Source organism: Pseudomonas sp. P108 (genome assembly GCF_032613195.1).
In the GTDB taxonomy this organism is placed as follows: Bacteria; Pseudomonadota; Gammaproteobacteria; order Pseudomonadales; family Pseudomonadaceae; genus Aquipseudomonas.
In genome coordinates this window covers 2,899,040-2,914,611 of record NZ_CP126691.1, presented here as the reverse complement: position 1 = coordinate 2,914,611, position 15,572 = coordinate 2,899,040, and the positions used below count along the sequence as shown (strand labels likewise).

At 61.0% G+C, this 15,572-nt stretch carries 17 protein-coding genes and 1 pseudogene; 9 read left to right on the top strand and 9 right to left on the bottom strand.

Annotated features, from left to right (window positions below):
* Positions 1-94: 94 nt before the first annotated feature.
* Together QOM10_RS12815 and QOM10_RS12810 are read right to left on the bottom strand one after the other, a co-directional pair.
* Positions 95-259 carry a hypothetical protein gene (locus tag QOM10_RS12815; protein ID WP_007912545.1) on the bottom strand — a complete coding sequence of 55 codons (165 nt, stop codon included), beginning with the start codon at positions 257-259 and terminating at the stop codon, positions 95-97.
* Positions 260-366: 107 nt separating this feature from the next.
* Positions 367-609, bottom strand: coding sequence for a DUF465 domain-containing protein (locus QOM10_RS12810; RefSeq protein WP_150752018.1), 243 nt, complete (start codon positions 607-609; stop codon positions 367-369).
* Here QOM10_RS12810 and QOM10_RS12805 point away from each other — a divergent pair.
* Together QOM10_RS12805 and QOM10_RS12800 are read left to right on the top strand one after the other, a co-directional pair.
* Positions 608-784: a hypothetical protein gene (locus QOM10_RS12805; RefSeq protein WP_191629882.1), complete on the top strand. Its 177-nt coding sequence runs from the start codon at positions 608-610 to the stop codon at positions 782-784. The genes QOM10_RS12810 and QOM10_RS12805 overlap by 2 nt on opposite strands.
* A gap of 30 nt (positions 785-814) precedes the next feature.
* Positions 815-1,336, top strand: coding sequence for a DUF4142 domain-containing protein (locus QOM10_RS12800; protein ID WP_127927042.1), 522 nt, complete (start codon positions 815-817; stop codon positions 1,334-1,336).
* A 252-nt stretch (positions 1,337-1,588) separates the two neighbouring features.
* Here QOM10_RS12800 and QOM10_RS12795 read toward each other — a convergent pair whose 3' ends face one another.
* The gene (locus QOM10_RS12795; protein ID WP_316918199.1) at positions 1,589-1,852 is read right to left on the bottom strand and encodes a hypothetical protein; all 264 of its coding nucleotides are present in this window, start codon (positions 1,850-1,852) and stop codon (positions 1,589-1,591) included.
* 248 nt (positions 1,853-2,100) lie between these two features.
* On the opposite strand from QOM10_RS12795, the gene QOM10_RS12790 reads away from it, so the two are divergent.
* The 6 genes from QOM10_RS12790 to QOM10_RS12765 are packed head-to-tail and all read left to right on the top strand — an operon-like array spanning position 2,101 to position 7,528.
* A complete protein-coding gene (locus tag QOM10_RS12790) occupies positions 2,101-2,952 on the top strand; it encodes an STAS domain-containing protein (protein ID WP_095120999.1) in 852 nt (283 codons plus the stop codon).
* Positions 2,953-2,956: 4 nt separating this feature from the next.
* Positions 2,957-3,319, top strand: a complete 363-nt coding sequence (locus QOM10_RS12785) for an STAS domain-containing protein (protein ID WP_007912539.1) — start codon at positions 2,957-2,959, stop codon at positions 3,317-3,319.
* Positions 3,316-3,720 carry an anti-sigma regulatory factor gene (locus tag QOM10_RS12780; RefSeq protein WP_064587766.1) on the top strand — a complete coding sequence of 135 codons (405 nt, stop codon included), beginning with the start codon at positions 3,316-3,318 and terminating at the stop codon, positions 3,718-3,720. The genes QOM10_RS12785 and QOM10_RS12780 overlap by 4 nt, the downstream gene beginning before the upstream one ends.
* Positions 3,717-4,727 carry an ATP-binding protein gene (locus QOM10_RS12775; protein ID WP_316918378.1) on the top strand — a complete coding sequence of 337 codons (1,011 nt, stop codon included), beginning with the start codon at positions 3,717-3,719 and terminating at the stop codon, positions 4,725-4,727. The genes QOM10_RS12780 and QOM10_RS12775 overlap by 4 nt, the downstream gene beginning before the upstream one ends.
* Positions 4,720-5,595 (top strand): sensor histidine kinase, encoded by an 876-nt coding sequence (locus QOM10_RS12770; protein ID WP_127927037.1) that lies wholly within the window; start codon positions 4,720-4,722, stop codon positions 5,593-5,595. Before QOM10_RS12775 ends, QOM10_RS12770 begins: the two co-directional genes overlap by 8 nt.
* The gene (locus QOM10_RS12765; protein ID WP_150752016.1) at positions 5,585-7,528 is read left to right on the top strand and encodes a response regulator; all 1,944 of its coding nucleotides are present in this window, start codon (positions 5,585-5,587) and stop codon (positions 7,526-7,528) included. The genes QOM10_RS12770 and QOM10_RS12765 overlap by 11 nt, the downstream gene beginning before the upstream one ends.
* A 211-nt stretch (positions 7,529-7,739) precedes the next feature.
* Here the strand turns inward: QOM10_RS12765 and QOM10_RS12760 are convergent, their stop codons facing one another.
* From QOM10_RS12760 to QOM10_RS12750, 3 genes are all read right to left on the bottom strand, one after another.
* Positions 7,740-10,373, bottom strand: coding sequence for an excinuclease ABC subunit UvrA (locus QOM10_RS12760; RefSeq protein ID WP_316918198.1), 2,634 nt, complete (start codon positions 10,371-10,373; stop codon positions 7,740-7,742).
* A gap of 31 nt (positions 10,374-10,404) precedes the next feature.
* Positions 10,405-12,516: a PAS domain-containing sensor histidine kinase gene (locus tag QOM10_RS12755; RefSeq protein ID WP_316918197.1), complete on the bottom strand. Its 2,112-nt coding sequence runs from the start codon at positions 12,514-12,516 to the stop codon at positions 10,405-10,407.
* 134 nt (positions 12,517-12,650) lie between these two features.
* Positions 12,651-13,340 carry a GntR family transcriptional regulator gene (locus QOM10_RS12750; RefSeq protein WP_127927029.1) on the bottom strand — a complete coding sequence of 230 codons (690 nt, stop codon included), beginning with the start codon at positions 13,338-13,340 and terminating at the stop codon, positions 12,651-12,653.
* Positions 13,341-13,454: 114 nt separating this feature from the next.
* Between QOM10_RS12750 and QOM10_RS12745 the strand changes: the two are divergent.
* A pseudogene (locus QOM10_RS12745) lies at positions 13,455-13,592 on the top strand (flavin reductase family protein); the annotation flags it as partial.
* A gap of 147 nt (positions 13,593-13,739) precedes the next feature.
* Here the strand turns inward: QOM10_RS12745 and QOM10_RS12740 are convergent.
* Genes QOM10_RS12740 through QOM10_RS12730 form a run of 3 tightly spaced genes read right to left on the bottom strand, consistent with a single transcriptional unit; the run spans position 13,740 to position 15,483 of the window.
* Positions 13,740-14,399: a DUF799 domain-containing protein gene (locus QOM10_RS12740; RefSeq protein WP_007912525.1), complete on the bottom strand. Its 660-nt coding sequence runs from the start codon at positions 14,397-14,399 to the stop codon at positions 13,740-13,742.
* Positions 14,396-14,767 carry a DUF4810 domain-containing protein gene (locus QOM10_RS12735; RefSeq protein ID WP_007912524.1) on the bottom strand — a complete coding sequence of 124 codons (372 nt, stop codon included), beginning with the start codon at positions 14,765-14,767 and terminating at the stop codon, positions 14,396-14,398. Before QOM10_RS12735 ends, QOM10_RS12740 begins: the two co-directional genes overlap by 4 nt.
* 29 nt (positions 14,768-14,796) lie before the next feature.
* Positions 14,797-15,483 (bottom strand): CsgG/HfaB family protein, encoded by a 687-nt coding sequence (locus QOM10_RS12730; protein WP_162483052.1) that lies wholly within the window; start codon positions 15,481-15,483, stop codon positions 14,797-14,799.
* Between the last annotated feature and the right edge of the window lie 89 nt (positions 15,484-15,572).

Sequence of the window (15,572 nt, the reverse complement as noted above, 5' to 3'; positions counted from 1 at the left end):
AGCAGGCTCGCTCCCACATTGGATTGTGTTGACCACAAATGCTGTGGTCAGCCGAGAACCTTGTGGGAGCGAGCCTGCTCGCGAATGCGGTCTGTCAGTTACTTGATTTATCGAACTTGTCCGGATCTTCGTCTTCAGGCAGATCCTCATCCGGCTCTTCGGGATTGGCCGTGGTATGCGCCGGGCTGTTGGGTTCGGGATGCGTGGGAACCGGGTCGAATGCGCCCTGCTCTTCACTGGGGAATTTGGGATCGTTCATAAGGCACCTCGCAATGAGTCGGATGGAAGACTCTGTACATTCGAGGTGCCGGTCGTGGCTGTCGTTCCAGTCAATCCGCAACCGTAGGTCGGCGGATCAATGGGTTATCAGGATCGCGCCTGTATTTGCTCGACGATCTTGTCCTTGACCTGCAAGCGTTTCTCTTTGAGTTTTTTCAGCGTGTCATCGCTGGGTGCATCCGAGGTGGCTGTCTCGGCCTTGACCACGTCGGCGTCCGCCTGGGAATACTTGTTGATCAGTGCGTCCAGATGGGGATCCGCGGTGCGTTTTTGCTGGATCTCTTCCTTCGTAAGCTTCAAATCCTGTAACAGATCATGGGTCACCGGCATGGAACACCTCCGTCAGTTGATCGGCTGGCCACCGCGACCGATTGCGCTGGCCAGTTATCAGAATGGCCTCGGTTGCACGCTTCTGTCGACCACCTGTCAGACCAGCGGTGCCCGTTCGTCGCCCTGTCGCAAATGCGATCAAACCTTTGTTCGCCGCATTGCCTCCATTGCTTAACACCAACAAAAACTGCGTGGAGATACACCAATGGACGGATTCAACCTGCGTCATCTGGTTTTGGCTGTCGCTTTGAGCAGCGGCATGGGCAGCGCCTTCGCTGCGACTGACAACGACTTTGTCGATAACGCCGCGGCCGGTGGCATCGCGGAAATCGAAACCAGTCGTCTGGCCCTGGAAAAAAGCCAATCGGCAGACATCAAGGCGTTTGCCAACATGATGATCACCGATCACGGCAATGCCAACGATGAGCTGGCAACCATTGCCAAGGCCAATGACATCGAGGTCCCGGACACCACAACGCTGGTCAAACAGGCCAAGGAAAAAATCCTTGAAGTGCGTGATGAGTCTTTCGACGCGGCGTACGCCAACAATCAGGTGAAGGCGCACGAAGAGACCATCGAGCTGTTCAAGAAACAAGCCAATACTGTGACCGATGACAAGGTCAAAGGCGCTCCTGAACTGAAGGCCTTTGCGCAGAAAATGCTGCCGGCGCTGGAGAAACACCTCGCGGCTGCCAAAGAATTGCAGGCCAAGCATCCGAGCAAGTAAAAGCTTTACCCTCACCCCAGCCCTCTCCCGGAGGGAGAGGGAGCCGACCGAGGTGAATGTTTGAGTTGCATCGACCTGACAGTCTCGAGTTGAACGCAGGTTTTGAACATTCCCCAATCGGCTCCCTTTCCCCCTCGCCCCCTTGGGGGAGAGGGCTGGGGTGAGGGGGATCGATGTACGCAACACCACAAATCCAAAGCAAAAAAAGGCCGCATCCAATAGATAGATGCGGCCTTGTCATATCCGTCGAAATCAACCGCCATCCGTATCAATATCCGCATCCGTCTCCTCCCCCGGTTTCGCCCGATCCGGCTGCGGTTTGAAGCCCGGACTGAACTCATTGTCGTTGTCCGTGTGCTTGTTCTTCTGATCCACCGCCGGATCGCCACTCTGCGCCTGCCCGCTATCGCCCTGCTGCTGCGCGGGCGCCGGCTGCCCCGGCACCTGCGGGTCAATGGCCGGATCATTGCGATTGATCGGTTCGCCAGATTGGCTCTGCTTCGTTTGCTCGTTCATGGCCACCTCGTTGGTCAAACACCCCCGACGCACATCCGCCGGGTGTCAAAGATTCGAAGCCTGCCGCGCGCCAACGTTCAAAACATCGCCGCTCGCCGTCACCCCGACTAGAGTTACCGGGACGTTCCTTGCGCCGGATCAAAAATATACGTGCATGAACGAACAACTATTTCGAACGGCAAATGTCGATCACTTCGCGGCGATCATTTTCACGATCGCCCCCCAATTCGCGACGGAGCAACAGGCACATGGCAGCACTGCAGAACAGCACACTCGATGCGATGAAAAACAAACAAGCACAACTGCTGGGCGAATGGATCAACGGCCTGCAAGCCAGCGGCGCCACGCGTAATCTGAAAGATCACGATCTGCAGCAACAGACCACGGAATTCCTGCAACTGGTGGTCAGTGGCATCGAGAACGACAACGGCACCAACATCGCCGCACCGGGTTGGGAAGCCACCCGCCAGTTCCTCGAAAAGCTCTCCCACAGCCGCGCCCTGCTCGGCCAGGATTCGCAGCAGACCGCCAGTTTCATCTTCGCCCTCAAGGGCCCGCTGTTTAACCTGCTGCAGAGCCATTACAAAGACCAGCCTGCGCTGCTCGCCGAACAGCTCTGGGAAGTCTCGGAACTGCTCGACGCGTTCGGCATGCACACCATCCGCACCTTCCAGAAATCCCGCGAAGCGGTGATCAAGCGTCAGCAGGAAGAACTGCTGGAATTGTCGACCCCGGTGGTCAAGCTGTGGGACGGCGTGCTGGCGCTGCCGATGATCGGCACCCTCGATTCGCAGCGCACGCAAGTGGTCATGGAATCGCTGCTGCAACGCATCGTCGACACCGGTTCGGAAATCGCCATCATCGACATCACCGGCGTGCCGACTGTCGATACGCTGGTCGCCCAGCACCTGCTGAAAACCGTGACCGCGATCCGCCTGATGGGCGCCGACTGCATCATCAGCGGTGTGCGTCCGCAGATCGCGCAAACCATCGTCCACCTCGGCCTCGACCTGCAAGGCGTGGTGACCAAGGCCAATTTGGCGGATGCGTTGAAACTGGCCCTGACCCGCCTGGGCATCAGCATCGGCAAAGCGGTCTGAGCCCATGGAAAGAATTCCGATTCTTCAAATGGGCAAGTTCCTGCTGGTGACCATTCAGGTCGACATGCATGACCAGCTCGCCCTCACTTTGCAGGACGACTTGTCCGAGCGCATCAGCAAGACCTCGGCGCGTGGCGTGCTGATCGACATCTCGGCGCTGGACATGGTCGACTCGTTCATTGGCCGGATGATCAGCACGATCTCCGGCCTGTCGAAAATCATGGACGCCGAAACCATGCTGGTCGGCATGCAACCGGCCGTGGCGATCACCCTGGTCGAACTCGGCCTGACCTTGCCCGGCGTCAGTACGGCACTGAATGTCGAGCGCGGGATGAAACTGCTGCAGGAACGAGTAGACCGGCAATGACCGTACGCAGCAGCGGTACTCAACCCATCAACATCGAGCAGGATGTCGTGCTCGCGCGCCAGACCGCACGCAAACTGGCCACCGAATGCGGGATGCGCCTGATCGACCTGACCAAAATGGTCACAGCGGTCAGCGAACTGGCGCGTAACACCATGGTTTACGGTGGCGGCGGCGACATGGACTGGCAGATTCTCGATGAAGATCACAAGGTCGGTCTGCGCTTGACCTTCCGCGACGAAGGCCCGGGCATTGCCGACATCAAACTGGCGATGACCGACGGCTGGACCTCAGGCAGCGGCATGGGCCTGGGTCTGACCGGGGCGAAACGCTTGGTTGAAGAGTTCGAACTGGACACCGAGCCCGGCAAAGGCACGCGCATAACGATTACCCGATGGACATGAATATCAGCGGGTCGATGACCCAGGTTTTACTGATCGAGGACAGCAGCCAGATCGGCCATGCACGGCGCACGGCGCAACAACTGGCCGAACAGCATGGCTTCGACGAGCGCGATGCCGGGCGCGTGGCACTGGTGGCGACGGAGCTGGCGAGTAACGTGCTCAAGCACGCCAGCCACGGTGAAATGCATCTGCGGGTGTTGCCGCGCGCCAATGGTTTTGGCATTGAATTGCTCGCCATCGACCGTGCTCAGGGTTTTGATCTGGAAGCCTGTATGGCCGACGGATTCTCGACCGGCGGCACCCAAGGCATCGGCCTCGGCTCGATATCACGTCAGGCCGAAGAGTTCGATGTGTACGCCGATGCCCGTGGCGCGGTGTTATTGGCCCGCCTGTACGCGCGCTCGGATCGCGCCCCTGACATGCGCTTTGGTGTCAGCCAGCACTCGTTGCACAACGATCCGGCGTGCGGCGATGTCTGGCACCTGGCGTATGACAACGGCAGCATCAGCGCGCTGATCATCGACGGCCTCGGTCACGGTGAAGAAGCCGAACGCGCCGGTCGCGAGGGGGCGAGAGCCTTTGCCCTGACGCCATTTGCCGACCCGGTGATGCTGATGGAGGACATGCACAGGGACATGATCGGCACCCGCGGTGGCGCCGTTGCGTTCACTCAGTTCGACGGCAGGCGCGACAGCCTGACCTTTGCCGGCGTCGGCAACATCGGCGCCAGCCTGATCAACGCCGACAAGTCCCGTGGACTGGCCTCGCACCCGGGCATTGTCGGCGTGCAATACCGGAAAGCCCGGCCCTTTGACTATGCTCACGTGAACGGACATCTATTGATCATGTACAGCGACGGCTTGCAGTCCCGTTGGAATCTTCAAGACTACCCCGGCCTGGTGCACCGCCATCCCGCCGTGATAGCCAGCGTCCTGCACCGCGACTTCTGTCGCGGGCGCGACGATGTAACGGTGCTGGTCGTTGCCCTGGAGGCCGCACATGGCTGAGTCGCCGATTCTGAACAGCGCGGAACAGGCCGCACTGATTGCGCAGTTGCAGAGCGAAACCGCAGCCCTGCGCGAAGAACTCGATGAAACCAATCAGGGTGTGCTGGCGCTGTACGCCGAACTCGATGTACAGGCTGAGGAACTGCGCCAGGCCTCGGATCTGAAAAGCCGCTTTTTGTCGTACATGAGCCACGAGTTCCGCACGCCGCTGGGTTCGATCCTGAGCATCAACAGCCTGCTCGCCGATGAGCTCGACGGCCCGCTCAGTCCCGAGCAACACAAGCAGGTGGCGTTCGTCAGCACGGCTGCGCGCGAACTCAGCGACATGGTCGATGACCTGCTCGATCTGGCGAAGATCGAGGCCGGACGCATCACCATTTCCCCGGCATGGTTCGACATGTTCGACCTGTTCTCGGCCCTGCGCGGGATGTTCCGACCGATCGTCGACGCCTCGGCGGTCGATCTGATCTTCGAAGAGCCGGTCGGTTTGCCGCGCCTGTACACCGATGACAAGAAACTCGCGCAGATCCTGCGCAACTTCATTTCCAACTCGCTGAAGTTCACCACCCGTGGCGAAGTGCGGGTTTCCGCGCGGCTCGAAGGGGCGGACAAGGTGCGCTTTGCCGTCAGTGACACCGGAATAGGTATCGCTGCCGAGCTGCATGGCGCATTGTTCGAAGACTTTTCCCAGGTCGACTCGCCGTTGCAGAAACGTCTGCGCGGCACCGGGCTGGGCCTGTCGCTGTGTAAACGCTTCGCCGCCCTGCTCGGCGGTGAAGTCGGGATGGACAGTGCGCCGGGGGTCGGCTCGACCTTTTTCGTGATCATCCCGTTGGCGATCGCTCTGGAGAACGTCGATGAAACGTGACATCCGCCTGTTGATCGTCGACGACAACGTCGCCACCCGCTACGCCTTGCGCCGGCGACTGGAGCGTCACGGCTATGAGGTGCTGGAGGCCGGCACCGGCGGCGAGGGGCTGGCGTTGATCGAAAGTGAAGTGCTCGACGCACTGATCCTCGACGTCAATCTGCCGGACATGAGCGGCTTCGACATCGTGCGGATTCTGCGCGCGGACAGCCGCACGGCGCTGCTGCCAGTGATCCATGTGTCTGCGGCGTCGATCCAGACCGGCGACATCATCACCGGCCTCGACGCCGGCGCCGATGCCTACCTGATTCACCCGGTTGACCCGGACGTGCTGCTGGCCACCCTGCGCACGCTGCTGCGGGTACGCGACACGGAAAATGCCCTGCGCGAAAGCGAGGCGCGCTTTCGCGAAATTTTCGTCAATGTGTCCGCGCCGATCGCGGTGCTCGATGCCAGCCTCAAGGTGCATGAGTGCAACCATGCCTTCGCGCAACTGATTCTCGACAATCAGGACCCGCAAATCCTGCGTGAATGCTTCGCCGAGGAGCAGAGCGCCATCCTCAATGAACTGCGCTTGCGTCTGGTCGATGGCGAGCGCTGGAAAGGCACGCTGAACATGCGTGTGCAAGGCGAGATCCGCGAGACCGAGTGGCAGATTTCACCATATCGCACACCCGAACTGAGCCTGGTGTTTGTCGAAGACGTCACCGAACACCGCCATCGCGAGCGCTCGCATCTGGCGCGCCTGGACGACACCACCACGCAACTGGTCAAGGAAACCGCCGAACGCGTGCGGGCCGAGGCGCAATTGCTGCAAGTGCAGAAAATGGATGCGCTGGGCAAGCTCACGGGCGGTATTGCTCACGACTTCAACAACCTGCTGACCGGGATCATCACCAGCCTGGAACTGATCCAGAAACGTGTCGCCGACGAGCGTCTGGACAAAGTGCAGTTTTATTCCGAAGCGGCGCTGAATTCGGCGATGAGCGCGGCGTCGCTCACCCACCGCCTGCTGGCCTTTGCCCGCCAGCAGCCTTTGGACACGCGGCCGGTGGACATCAACGAGCACGTACGTTCGCTGGAAGAACTGCTGATGCGCACCATCGGTGAACGCATCAGCCTCAAGCTTGAGCTGACCAACAAACCGGCGATCGCTCTGGTCGACCCGGTGCAACTGGAAAGTGCGGTGTTGAACCTGGTGATCAACGCCCGCGATGCGCTGCCGGTGGGTGGCAATATCTGGGTCAGCACGTACGCCGCTTACTCCCATGGCGACCCGAATCTGGCCGATGGCGCGTACGTGGCACTGTCGGTGCGTGACGACGGGACCGGGATCGAGCACAACGTCATCGATAAAGTCTTCGATCCGTTTTTTACCACCAAACCGTTGGGCCAGGGCACAGGGCTGGGGTTGTCGACGATCTATGGTTTTGCCCGCCAGTCGGGCGGCGATGCGCACATCCGCAGTGTCGCGCGGCGCGGCACCGAAGTGACGATCATGTTGCCGGCCACCACCGACCCGACCGGGGCCGACATCCCCGCGCCAGTGGTTGACCCGCAAGGTACCGGCGAGCATGTGCTGATTGTCGAGGACATGCCGTCGGTGCGCATGTTTGTCACTGAAGTGCTGGAAGACGCGGGTTATCGCTGCACCCAGGCGGCAGATATCGAAACGGCGTTGGAGCGCTTGCAGAATGATCCGTCGATCAACCTGCTGCTGACCGACGTTGGCCTGCCGCGCATGAGCGGTCGTGAATTGGCGGATGTTGCGCGGGGCTGGCGTGAGGGGCTGCCGATTCTGTTCATGACCGGGTACGCGGAAACGGCGATCAACCGCCAGGTGTTTCTGGGCAGCGGCATGGACATGCTGGTCAAGCCGTTTCAGATCAGCGAACTGCTCGACAAGGTCCGCCGCACGCTCGATGGTGCCTGACTGCAGCTTCACAGGGATTAATGTCGAACACAGATCTAATGTAGGAGTGAGCCTGCTCGCGATGGCGTCAGGTCAGCCAATTCATCTGTGGCTGACACCCCGCTATCGCGAGCAGGCTCACTCCTACAGGGGTCGGCGTGCACGCGGGATATGGGTGGGCGAGCTTGCTCCGGGCGGCGTTCCGACGAAGACGTCAGCCCAGCCAACACACCTATCGGCTCAAAGCCCGAGCCAGAAACGGCGCAGTCTTGCTCTTCTTGCTCGCCGCAACCTTCTGCGGCGTACCCGCGACCACGATTCGGCCGCCCTGATCCCCTGCCCCCGGTCCGATGTCGATCACCCAGTCACTCTGCGCCACCACGCGCATTTCGTGCTCGACCACGATCACCGTGTGCCCCGCCGTGACCAGCGTATCCAACTGCTCCAGCAGCCGATCGACATCCCGCGGATGCAACCCGGTGGTCGGTTCGTCCAGCACGTACAACGTCGCGCCGCGCTGGTTGCGCTGCAACTCGGTGGCCAGTTTGATCCGCTGCGCTTCACCGCCGGACAGCTCCGTGGCCGGCTGACCCAGGCGCAGATAACCCAGGCCAATATCGCGCAACACCTCCAGTGACCGACGAATCCCCGGTTGCCCGGCAAACACCGTCACCGCTTCAGCGACGGTCAATTGCAGCACTTGGGCGATGCTCAAACCCTCCCAGAGAATCGCCAGCGTTTGCGGGTTATAGCGTGCGCCATGGCAGGTCGGGCACGGCGCATAAACACTGGGCATGAACAACAATTCAACACTGACAAAGCCCTCACCTTCGCAGGTGGCGCAACGACCCTTGGCGACGTTGAAGGAAAACTGCCCGGCGTCATAGCCTGCCGCCCGTGCATCGTCAGTCGCGGCATACAGCTTGCGCACGTTGTCGAACAAACCGGTATAGGTCGCCAGATTGGAGCGTGGCGTGCGGCCGATCGGTTTCTGATCGACCTGCACCAGTCGCTTGATCGACTCCAGCCCGGACGTAACCTGACCACTGCTGACCTGCGGCGCATCGTCTTCGAGGCTGAGTTCTTCCGGCTCGCTGTCCACCGTCGGTCGCCCCAACTGCGCGCCGACCAATTCCAGCAACGCCTGACTGACCAGACTCGACTTGCCGGAGCCGGACACACCCGTCACCGAGGTAAAGCAGCCCAAGGGAAATTCCGCACTTAGGTTGTTCAGATTATTGCGGGTAATGCCCTCGAGTTTCAGCCACGCCGTCGGTTTACGCGCCGTTCTGGTCTGGCGTTGCGACTCGGCAAACAGATAGGCGCGAGTCTGCGACTGTGCGATCTCGGCCAGACCTGCCGGCGGGCCGCTGTAAAGCACCTGCCCACCCTGCTCGCCCGCCGCCGGACCCACGTCGATCAGCCAGTCGGCGCGACGCATGGTTTCCAGATCATGCTCGACCACAAACAACGTGTTGCCGTCCGCCTTCAAGCGTTGCAAGGCCTCGAACAGCGCCTCGCCATCGGCCGGGTGCAAACCGGCGGATGGCTCGTCGAGTACATAAATCACCCCGAACAATTGCGAGCCCAACTGCGTCGCCAAACGCAAGCGCTGCAACTCACCCGACGATAGCGTCGGCGTGCTGCGCTCCAGCGCCAGATAACCGAGGCCCAGATCGGTCAGGGTGCTGACCCGCTCCAGCAGATCCTCGGCAATGCGCTGCGCCGCCAGACGTTTTTCCAGCGACAGGTTCGGCGTGTGCCGCACATCCGGCGCGCTGGCATGGCCGCTGGCGCCGTGGGCCACCCGTTGCTGGCGGGCCTCGCGGGTTTGCGCATGGCTCAAGGTCTCGCCGGTTTCCTCGGCGTGCTCCAGATAACTTTGCGCCGCCACGGGTTTCAAAACCTCGGCCACTTGCAGCAGCGGCATCTGCGCCAGTTCACCGATGTCATAACCGGCAAACGTCACCGACAACGCTTCACGCTTGAGGCGCTTGCCGTCACATAGCGGGCAAGGGCTGCCGAGCATGAACTGCGCAACGCGCTTCTTCATCAGCGCACTTTGCGAGTGAGTAAACGTGTGCAGGATGTAGCGTCGGGCGCCGGTGAAGGTGCCCTGATAACTCGGCTCCATCTTGCGTTTGAGGGCGACGCGGGTTTCTTCCGGGGTCAGCCCGGCATACACCGGCACGGTCGGGGTTTCTTCGGTGAAGAGAATCCAGTCGCGCTGCTTTTTCGGCAGCTTTTTCCACGGGATGTCGACATCGATGCCCATTGTCACGAGGATGTCGCGCAGGTTCTGGCCCTGCCACGCCAACGGCCAGGACGCCACCGCGCGCTGGCGGATGGTCAGGTTCGGATCCGGCACCATCAGCGCTTCGGTGACCTCATAGACGCGGCCGAGGCCATGGCACTCCGGGCAGGCGCCTTGCGGGGTGTTCGGCGAAAAGTCCTCGGCGTACAACATCGGCTGCCCCGGCGGATAGCTGCCGGCGCGCGAATACAGCATGCGGATCAGGCTCGACAACGTGGTGACACTGCCCACCGACGAACGCGTACTTGGCGTGCCGCGCTGCTGCTGCAGGGCCACGGCCGGTGGCAGGCCTTCAATGGAGTCGACATCCGGTACGCCGACCTGATCGATCAGGCGCCGCGCATACGGCGCCACCGATTCGAAATAGCGGCGCTGGGCTTCGGCGTACAACGTGGAAAACGCCAGCGACGATTTGCCCGACCCAGAGACACCGGTAAACACCACCAGCGCATCACGGGGAATGTCGACATCGACGTTTTTCAGATTATGTTCACGGGCGCCGCGTACCCGGACCATGCCGGCGGGCGCTTTGGAGGTGCGTTTGGAAGTCATCGACCTGCCTTGGTGAAGGAATGTTCAACGCTCAGCTACCGAGCACCACCCGAATCATCTGCAACATGGCTTCCGGGCTATACGGTTTGCTCAGCAAATGGGTGTCGGGACTGAGCTGGTGATTGCGCGAAATGATGTCGCGGGTGTGCCCAGAGGTGAACAGCACCGCCACCGGCGGCGTCTGCACCTTGGCCCAGGCGAACAGGTCGGAGCTCTTGATCAGCCCCGGCATGACCACGTCAGTGAAAATCAGGTCGACCTCGACACCTTCGAGCAGCATCTGCATCGCCGCATCGCCATTGCCGGCGGTCAGCACGCGATAACCTTCCTCGCGCAGCAACTCGACCGCCGAGGCGCGCACCGCGTCGTTGTCTTCGACCACCAGCAGCGTCTCGTGGCCGCCACTCTGCTGCCGTTGCAGATTGGGTGACTCATCAAGGATCGGGCGCAGGCTGCGCGGGAAGTACAACTGCACCTGCGTGCCCTCGCCGACGGCACTGGCAATGTCGACATGCCCGCCGCTCTGTTTGACGAAGCCGAACACCATGCTCAGGCCCAACCCGGTGCCCTGGCCATCGGCCTTGGTGGTGAAAAACGGTTCGAACACTTGCTCGAGAATTTCTGGCTCAATGCCGGCGCCGCTGTCACTGACGGCGACTCGGACAAACTCGCCGGGAACGATGCCTTTACCGGCACAAAACTCGCGCTCGAGTCGCACGTTGGCAGCGCTGAGGCCGATGGTGCCCTCGCCCTTCATCGCATCCCGGGCGTTGATCGCCAGATTGAGAATCGCATTTTCCAGTTGATTGCGGTCGACGTTGATGTGCCACGGCGCGGTCGGCAACTGCACGTCGATCTGAATGGTTTCGCCCAGCGCCCGCTGCAGCAATTCGCCAACGCCTTCGAAAATCTGCTGCGGGTTGCACACCGCCGGCGACAACGGCTGGCGCCGGGCAAACGCGAGCAATTGCGAAGACAGCTTGGCACCGCGTTCGACCGCCGCCAGCGAGGCACTGACCCGGCGCTGCACGTTGGCGTTGTTCAGTTCGTGACGTGCAAGCAAATGCAGATTGCCGGCGATCACTTGCAGCAAATTGTTGAAGTCGTGAGCGACGCCGCCGGTCAGCCCGCCAATGGCTTCGAGCTTCTGTGATTGGCGCAACTGCTCTTCAGCCGCCAGCCGCGCCTCAACTTCTTCGCCGACGCGCTGTTCGAGGTTGCGGGTAAATTTGAGCAGTGATTCTTCGGCAATCTTGCGTTCATGAATGTCGATCAGCACACCGGGAAAGCGCAGCGGTTTGCCGTGTTCGTCAAACTCGCAAGCGCCGCTGGCCAGCACCCATAGATAACTGCCGTCACTGCGCCGGACGCGATATTCGGCGTTATACGGCTCACCGGTCTGCACGGAATGGGCGACGCGCTCCTGTACCCAGGCGTGGTCATCGGGATGGATGCGCGACTCGGCAATGTCCTGGGCCAGATTGCTCAGGTCATGATCCGGCGGATAAGAGAACGTACGGGCAAAACGCTCATCTGCTGACAATGTGTTGTTTTTCACGTCCCAGACAAACGAGCCGAGCAAGGCACCGGCATTCAGCGCCAGACGTACCCGCTCATTGTCAGCGCGGTAAGCCTTTTCGGCGGCCTGACGGCGGCGTTCGGAGTGCATGAATTCGGTGGTTTCCACCACCATCGCCATCACCCCGGCGGGCACCCCGTCATCGTTGGCGATCGGGCTGTAATACAAATCCATCCAGACGTCTTCGGGGACGCCATCGCGCAACAGCACCAGTTCTTTATTGCGGAAAGACAAAGTGCCGCCGGCCAGGCAGGTATCGACCACGTGCCGGTTGAAATCGGCGACTTCCGGCCAACCCAGCTCCACCGGCGCACCGAGTAGATACGGGTGCCGACCACCGGCAAATATCGAATAGGCATCGTTGTAGATCATGTAGCCGGCGCGGCCCCAGAGCATGACCATCGGCAGCGGCGACGCCAGCATCAGTTGCACCGCGCTGCACAGGCTGGCCGGCCATCTGTTCAGCGGGCCGAGTTCGGTGTGGCTCCAGTCGAACGCACTGATGCGTCCGGCCATTTCGCCTTTCCAGCCCTCACAACCATGGCTATCGGATAAAAACTGCATCGACTGACTCAGTGTCCTTAGGTGGTTGCCCGATAAATCGCGACGCCATAACGACGCGACGCCCGTCTGTTTCGAGCGTCTTCAGTCGCATTGGTTTCATTAGAGGTATAGCCGATTTCATCCCGGCTCGGAGCCTAGACCCCGATCAGGTGCTTGAGCGGATGGTAGCCAGTTTTCATCTTCGCGGCGACGTCGAGGATGGCCTTCTCGATACCGTTCAAATGCATGCAGGTCAGCTCGATGGCGGCACCCTGATTGCCGGCCTCGATGTACTCGATCAGGCGCAAATGCTCGTCGTCGCGGCACACTTCATGACTGTCGTCGTCCAGCGCAGCGGCGTACAGCGAAGCGCGGGAAATCAGCTTCTGGAACCAGTCGAGCAATACCGGATTATTGAGGCTGCGCGCCAGTTTGATGTGGAACTCGCCGAGCAGATGAATCAGCCGTTCGTGATCGCCCGCCGCATGGGCTTCATCTTCCAGCAGCAGGTGTTCGCGCAGGTCCTGCATCGCGGTGCTGTCCTTGCGCCGGCACAGTTCAGTGACGATGCCGATCTCGATCAGCCGCCGGGTTTCGAACAGTGAACGGAGCTCTTCGTTGCTCGGCAGCGATACCGATGCCCCTTTATTGGGCTCGGTGGTGACCAGCCCATCGGCCTCCAGTTGCTTCAATGCCGCGCGCACCGATGTGCGGCTGACATTGAATAACTCGGCCAGCGAGGCCTCGCCCAGCTTCATCCCCGGGCGCAACGAACGCTTGCTGATCGCCTCGTAAACCCCTTGGTAGACGCGGTCGACCGTGGTTTCCGGTTTCTTGTCGGTCATTCGAACACTCCTTTAGCGTCAGGCAACCAGCCCCGGCGATGCCTGGCCATGGAAAAAGGGCGGCAGACGCAGGTTAATCCGGGCCTTGGCAAATTGCATTCATATATTGCATACCGACGGAGGATGGCGCTGAACATCGGTCAGTCGCGGGAGATCATTTTTGGCGAGGTGGTGATGGCGCATGTGCGCGATGAGTTGATCGATCCGAAGACGCTGTACATCGATCAATTGGGCCTGGATGCGATCAGGCGGTGGTGAGCGGTTTTGGCCAGAGCGTTGACTACTGATCGTTCCCACGCTCTGCGTGGGAATGCCGCCATGGACGCTCTGCGTCCACTGTGACGCGGAGCGTCACGGGATGCGTTCCCACGCAGAGCGTGGGAACGATCATTACCGGGCTCAGTCGGTGCCGTATTTCGGCGAGCGCGGACCGTACAGCAGGCCTGCCCTATGCCCGGCCGAGAGCAGACGATTGCTCGCCACACCGGCAATCGGGTAGCCGGCATCGGTGGAGCTGTTGATGATCTGCTTCACTGCCGCCGAGATCAGCATGCCGACGATACCGCCGGCATTGCTATTGCCGCCCTCTTCGCTCGACGCCCGGGCCGAACCGGTCCACAGCGTCGTGCCGCTTTTCAGGTCGACCAGTTTCGCCGTCGCGGTCACTGCCGTTTCGCTGCTGATCACCATGTAACGCGTACCGTATTCGGTCACGGTGATGTACAGCGCCGCGTCCGCACCGAAGATCTCCTTCAACTTGCTCGGCGGCGCCTGATGGATATCGTCCGGGGTGGTCAGGCCATTCTGGCGGAACGTCTCGTCAACCAGTGCGATCGGCAGCACGTAGTAACCGGCCTCGGCCAGCGGAAACGTCACTTGCGACAGCAGGCTGTACGACGCCTTCACATCCGGCGAGGTGTTCAGCGGTGGCAGCACCAGAATGGTCTTCGGCCGCGCCTGCTTGTAGGCCGAGTAATCCACGGTCTTGGGCGCAACGCAGCCACCCAGCACGGTCAGGGCCAGACCGGCGGCCAGCAACTTCAAGGTACGCGCGATCATTTCGCGTCTCCGCTCTTGGCGTTCTTGAGCAGGAAATCCATGTACGTCCCGGACTCGGGGAACAGGGTTTTCTCGGTTTTGAACTGCTGCACCATCTGGTCGTCCTTGCCCATGCTCAGATAGAGCAGGCCAAGGTGCGCGTGGTAACCCGGCGGTACAGCTTTGCCGGTGGAGCGGATTTTCTGCAGGTCACGTTCCAGTGCTTCAGCCTGGGCTTCTTTCGGCTCTTCGCCTTTGAAGTATTCGTAGACCTGCGGTTCGTAGCCTTCCCACTGGTACAGGGTTTGCGGGCCGGAGGCACAACCGGCCAGCAAGGCGCTGGCGGCCAGCGTCAGCGCCATCAACGAGCGCGACAGATTCAGAGTCATGGGGTGTTGCTCCTTGCAATGGGCGTCGATCAGTTGCCCGGTTTCCAGGCGCCGGCGTTCATGCCATCCACCAGACGATTGATCGCCTCGCGCATGGCCAGATCCAGTACTTTGCCGTTGAGGGTCGAGTCGTAGGCAGCGGTGCCGCCGAAGCCGATGATTTCGCGGTTGGACAGCGCGTATTCGCCAGCGCCCTGAGTGGAATACACCACTTCCGAGGTGCTGATGTTGACGATGTTCAGGTTGACCTTGGCGTAGGCGACCTGGGTCTTGCCACGGCCAAGAATGCCGAACAACTGGTGATCGCCGGTCTCTTTGCGGCCGAACTCGGTGACGTCACCGGTAACCACGTAATCGGCACCTTTGAGACGCTGGGCCTGGCCCTTGATTGCCGCTTCCTGCTGGATCTCACCCATGTTGTCGCGGTCCAGCACGCTGAAGCGGTTGGTCTGCTGCAGGTGAGTGATGAGGATGGTCTTGGCCTGACCGCCGAGACGGTCGACACCGTCGGAGAAGATCCCGCGCATGTAGCTGGAGCGGTTGTCGAACTTGCCCACGGCCATTGGCACGCGAACGCCGGTCCAGACCTGGGAGGCGCTTTCAACCTTGGCCACCGGCAAGGCGCGCGAGCTTTCGGTCGCGCAACCTGAGAGTGTGCCAGCCATCGTGCCAAGCACAGCAATCGCGACGCCTGAGACCAGCATCCGGGAGATCATTCTCACTGAGTATTCCTTTGAAAAACGGGGATGTCCCGGCACGGCAATGCGCAGCGGGAGCTGAAAAGGGTCGGCATTATGACAAAGTG

Excerpts from the sequence above, each read along its gene's own strand:
- QOM10_RS12770 (WP_127927037.1), top strand. The coding sequence starts at position 4,720 with ATGGCTGAGTCGCCGATTCTGAACAGCGCGGAACAGGCCGCACTGATT.
- QOM10_RS12780 (WP_064587766.1), top strand. The coding sequence starts at position 3,316 with ATGACCGTACGCAGCAGCGGTACTCAACCCATCAACATCGAGCAGGAT.
- QOM10_RS12795 (WP_316918199.1), bottom strand. The coding sequence starts at position 1,852 with ATGAACGAGCAAACGAAGCAGAGCCAATCTGGCGAACCGATCAATCGC.
- QOM10_RS12800 (WP_127927042.1), top strand. The coding sequence starts at position 815 with ATGGACGGATTCAACCTGCGTCATCTGGTTTTGGCTGTCGCTTTGAGC.
- QOM10_RS12765 (WP_150752016.1), top strand. The coding sequence starts at position 5,585 with ATGAAACGTGACATCCGCCTGTTGATCGTCGACGACAACGTCGCCACC.
- QOM10_RS12750 (WP_127927029.1), bottom strand. The coding sequence starts at position 13,340 with ATGACCGACAAGAAACCGGAAACCACGGTCGACCGCGTCTACCAAGGG.
- QOM10_RS12790 (WP_095120999.1), top strand. The coding sequence starts at position 2,101 with ATGGCAGCACTGCAGAACAGCACACTCGATGCGATGAAAAACAAACAA.
- QOM10_RS12810 (WP_150752018.1), bottom strand. The coding sequence starts at position 609 with ATGCCGGTGACCCATGATCTGTTACAGGATTTGAAGCTTACGAAGGAA.
- QOM10_RS12815 (WP_007912545.1), bottom strand. The coding sequence starts at position 259 with ATGAACGATCCCAAATTCCCCAGTGAAGAGCAGGGCGCATTCGACCCG.
- QOM10_RS12755 (WP_316918197.1), bottom strand. The coding sequence starts at position 12,516 with ATGCAGTTTTTATCCGATAGCCATGGTTGTGAGGGCTGGAAAGGCGAA.
- QOM10_RS12740 (WP_007912525.1), bottom strand. The coding sequence starts at position 14,399 with ATGATCGCGCGTACCTTGAAGTTGCTGGCCGCCGGTCTGGCCCTGACC.
- QOM10_RS12775 (WP_316918378.1), top strand. The coding sequence starts at position 3,717 with ATGAATATCAGCGGGTCGATGACCCAGGTTTTACTGATCGAGGACAGC.
- QOM10_RS12760 (WP_316918198.1), bottom strand. The coding sequence starts at position 10,373 with ATGACTTCCAAACGCACCTCCAAAGCGCCCGCCGGCATGGTCCGGGTA.
- QOM10_RS12730 (WP_162483052.1), bottom strand. The coding sequence starts at position 15,483 with ATGATCTCCCGGATGCTGGTCTCAGGCGTCGCGATTGCTGTGCTTGGC.
- QOM10_RS12805 (WP_191629882.1), top strand. The coding sequence starts at position 608 with ATGGAACACCTCCGTCAGTTGATCGGCTGGCCACCGCGACCGATTGCG.
- QOM10_RS12735 (WP_007912524.1), bottom strand. The coding sequence starts at position 14,767 with ATGACTCTGAATCTGTCGCGCTCGTTGATGGCGCTGACGCTGGCCGCC.
- QOM10_RS12785 (WP_007912539.1), top strand. The coding sequence starts at position 2,957 with ATGGAAAGAATTCCGATTCTTCAAATGGGCAAGTTCCTGCTGGTGACC.